The 4,036-nt window shown below is 44.6% G+C and carries 3 protein-coding genes; 2 read left to right on the top strand and 1 reads right to left on the bottom strand.

What is annotated here, in order from left to right; all coding sequences use genetic code 11:
- Positions 1-411: 411 nt before the first annotated feature.
- A complete protein-coding gene (locus tag ABD892_RS11430; protein WP_486329643.1) occupies positions 412-1,476 on the bottom strand; it encodes a WYL domain-containing protein in 1,065 nt (354 codons plus the stop codon).
- Between the two features lie 326 nt (positions 1,477-1,802).
- Between ABD892_RS11430 and ABD892_RS11425 the strand changes: the two genes are divergently transcribed.
- On the top strand, positions 1,803-2,477 hold the full coding sequence (locus ABD892_RS11425; RefSeq protein WP_345195794.1) for a hypothetical protein: 675 nt from the start codon (positions 1,803-1,805) through the stop codon (positions 2,475-2,477).
- Positions 2,464-3,936, top strand: coding sequence for an AAA family ATPase (locus tag ABD892_RS11420; RefSeq protein WP_345195793.1), 1,473 nt, complete (start codon positions 2,464-2,466; stop codon positions 3,934-3,936). The genes ABD892_RS11425 and ABD892_RS11420 overlap by 14 nt, the downstream gene beginning before the upstream one ends.
- Positions 3,937-4,036: the final 100 nt, after the last annotated feature.

Genomic DNA, 4,036 nt, shown 5'->3' with positions numbered 1-4,036 from the left:
TTTTGCCTGAAGAGCACAGGGGACGCTCTCTTCATTCAATTTAGCCTTACTTCTTCAGATCGTTAAGCGGGAGTTAAGGAATTTCATGAATAATTTACTTAACTGCTACCAAAGCCATCGCATATCATCTTGATCAGGGCAGGTGAATAAAAAACGTCAACCATACAACTCTCTATCATCATTTCGTAACGGCCGCTTATTGTTCTTGGTTGTGATAAGTGTCATGTTGCCGTCAGCAACAGGAAAAAGTCAATGGATGGTTAGCTCATCAAATAACTTCTTTATATAAGCAGAAAAAGCGGATCAAATTATGACCACCTTACGTTTAGATTGTCCGCGAAGAATTTACTGTTGAGCCATAATACCCTGACTCAATGCCACATATAATGATTCTCGTTTAGATATTAAAAATCATTTCTGGAAAATAACTTTCAATTGCTCTAAGCCACTGTTGGATAGCTGCCTTAACACTGAACCAATAGCCTGATCAAAACTAATGTGCGTTCTGTTGAAATCCAAAGATACAACACCATCTTTCTCAGAAAGCACCCCATCACTGCACCCTGACTTGTAAACAGTCTCCTCTAAGTCGCTAGTGATTTTTTCAACACCACTGATAACAATAGTAAAACTATGATGAGTGGCCTGATACCCTGGCGCAATAGCTAAAGAATCTACTCCTTCGAGCTCATGCCTATTAACTAATGCAAACGGGTATTGGATAGGATCCAACAGACCTGCACCAGAACAGTCGACACGCCATTCTGCAAGTAAATACCCAGCAAAACCTGCTATCACAGAAAAGTTCTTTATCCCATCACGAGGTAAGCCATGATCACGTTCAATGCTTTCCTTCGATGGATGATTAGAATGAGCTCCTATCGATAAGATAACTTCCCTCGTCCACTCCTCATCGACAGGAACACTAATTGGCTGCATATGGTGCTCAAGTTTTGAAGATATAACCCTGGTCAGCTTTAGTGTGATAAAGCGCTGACGGTCAATTTCATACACACGGACATAGCGGAACCCACTAGCAACGAAAAGAGCAACAGGTACAACGATGCGCTCCAACCCATTGCGACCAGACGTTTGATATAGAAGTCGGACAGGCTCCTGTATAACCAAAGCACGAGTAATGGGTGCTATAACCTCAGCTTCAAGCGGTCTGTAGGTCAATGGTTGGTCATATCCATAATTGGGTCGATCAACCCAGTGCTGCACCAAGGACTTCGTCATTAGGTTCAACACCACTTCAGGATCATGATTAAACTTGGGGTTATACCCTTCACTTGCCCAATAACCTTCTCTACCACGACTGACCACACAACTGGGATCCTTCAAACTGCCCAGAAAGGTAGCAATATCCCGGCTTGCTGTGGCCACACCTACCCCAAAGACAGCGACCAGGTCACTTCGAGACAATCTACCTGTAAAGTAAAGCATCTGATCAATGAAGACATGCCGCGGGCACACGTTAGCGGAATCCACCAATCACTACTCCAAAATTCATCAGTCACAGCCTTTCAGGTTTCGAGCTATGAAGGTAACACAAAACCACCAAACATCAAATATGATACCCATCTTTGATGTTATTCGTATCATTTGATACGATGATAGCATTTTTAGAGGTTTGGTGATTAAGACGCATGAGCCATAAGATCGCTTCCATACTGAATCAGGTTGCAAACGGAGAACCCATCAGATGGATTACCTTGGTAAATGCTTTTCTTAAGGAGGGTTTTAGCCCACCTGAGATAGAGCGCATTCTTGCACCAGACTCGGGTAAGGGATTGACCCACGTGAGTATCACCAACCAGACAGATTTTGATGTCTTGAGACGCCTTTACCCAATGAAAGACCTAAGATCCAAGGCAACAGCTGCCTTGTCTGGTCACAGCCACGATGCCAAGAGTCGAGCCTCTTTGCTCAACATATCAATTCCATATTCAGAACAACCCGTATGTGCAACGGCCTTAAGTAAAGGAGAGTGGATCTTTCCTTTCGAAGAAAGCGAATTTGATCACGATGCGGTGATTGTCGAAAATCTGGAAAACTTCCTCTACAGCAGCGAAACCCGACGTTTTATTACTAGGGCGTGTTCTCTGGATACTGCAGACCCACTCGTTTTGATTTGGGGGGGAGGCTGTGCTGCAGAAAAAGAAGAGTGCATTGAGTTCTTCCAGCGCTTTAAATGTATTCATGTCCTTCCTGATTTGGATTACGAAGGACTAGCCATTGCGTCACGCCTGGCAAAGAAACTTGGCAACTTTGGTAAATTTCTTGTGCCCGATGATATAGATTTTTACTTGTCCATATCATCCCGCCACATGCCCCCAAAAGAGTCCGAAAAGCTCCAGAAACTATCTATCGAAGAGCCAAGACTATCACCCATCATCGTTAAGCTTGTTAATGCAGAGCTCACCCTTGAGCAGGAAGTTTATCTTTTGGAACCATGCGACTATGACCACGTTTGATGCTTTTGCTGATGCCAAAGAGTATCGCTTCAACAAGATCGTTCTTGTTCATTCAGCCAGCGCCGCGTACATTGAGCTGCCCATTGACACCTCCTGCGCCATTTTAGGTGGGAACAACAACGGCAAAACCAGCCTACTTCATGCGTTTCTGCTCTTTCTCCTACCGGAGGTAAATTTTAATGATTGTGGTAGCAAATTTGGGTTTCAATCCAACGGGAAAGAGCATTCTGGCATTGAGTCCTTTAAGTATTACTTTCCATCCCCTGATAGCTACATCATTTTGGAAGCAACTAACCCGAAGCACACCTTCTGTGTAGTGCTACACCAAAGCAAAGATCAGTTGGGATATGGACGTATTGCAGTACCTAAGCCTTATGCAGAAATAGAGCACCTGTTTTGGGATAAACAAAATCCCGCCAATGCTGGCGAAGGAGCTCCACGTTTTGATATTGGTTTCACTGACGTTCAGAAAGCTTTGCTCGATTTGGGTGGCTCAAAGCAAATTCATCGTAGTGATCTGCGAGAACAGCTTTACAACCGGGTACAGGTTGGTCGCATCGATACACAATACTGTCTGGTGCCACTCGGTAATGTTTCCGACTCATCAATTGCGGCCCTTAAGACATTACTCCAACTATCTGCAGGCCTTCTTCCGAAAGGCAATGGGCTGGCCAAAGCCGTGGCCAGTGTCATCAGCAGCTCCATGAGTTCATCCAAGGACAAATCTGAGATCGACTTTGAGCGCATCCAAGAAGAGCGGGAAGAACTGAGGGGGAAGCAGGATCATATTCAGCGACTAAAAAACCATAAACCCACTTGGAATAGCCTCACTACAGAGTGTGATAAGTATGCGTCACTCAAAACAAAAGTAACTAATGACCTACGCTTACTATTCCAGAAAGCCTTGAACCAGCAGGCCTACCACAGCACAGTGACTGCTGAAAACGGCGAACAACTTCAATCTATCAGCGAAAAGATAGAGGGTCTAAGGAAGGAGAGAACTCTACTTAACAATGAATTCAGAGCAGTTGAAATTTCTCTTGGTGTAGCCTCTGAAACAAAAAAGACGGCCAGTGAAAAAGTCGAGCTAGCCGAAAAAACCTTAAGCTCTACCACGCCCGTGGTTCAGAGTAGCAGCCCTCAAGCAGTCATTGATTATCTGACTGACTATAAACAGGAGCGGGAGCAAAGGCTCATCGACCTTCAAGATATCGATAGCGCTCGCACCCGTCTCCGGAACAGCATCGCCCGTCAAAAAGAAATTAATGATCAAATCGATAATCTTGAGACTCTGCTTAAATCTGATACAGGTCTGCTTGACCAGCTTGATGGCCAAACCGGGGCGCTCATATACTCCGTCAACTCCAACTTCAGCAGCGTGCCCGCCCTCAATGACTTGAGTGTTATTGAAGCCTGCCGACATTTCGCTACTTGTAAGTACTCAAAAACCGGTACATAAGGCGATTTCACGTTCTGCCTGTCAGCACCGATTTAAAATGTCCACCTTTCACCGATCCAAAATGACCTGTGTGAGATGATAATCTAATCAGATTATCGTA

This window comes from Kistimonas scapharcae (genome assembly GCF_039540975.1).
In the GTDB taxonomy this organism is placed as follows: Bacteria; Pseudomonadota; Gammaproteobacteria; order Pseudomonadales; family Endozoicomonadaceae; genus Kistimonas; species Kistimonas scapharcae.
This window is presented reverse-complemented; position numbering and strand designations above follow the sequence as displayed.

Coding starts and splice junctions, on each gene's coding strand:
- ABD892_RS11420 (WP_345195793.1), top strand. CDS start 2,464: ATGACCACGTTTGATGCTTTTGCTGATGCCAAAGAGTATCGCTTCAAC.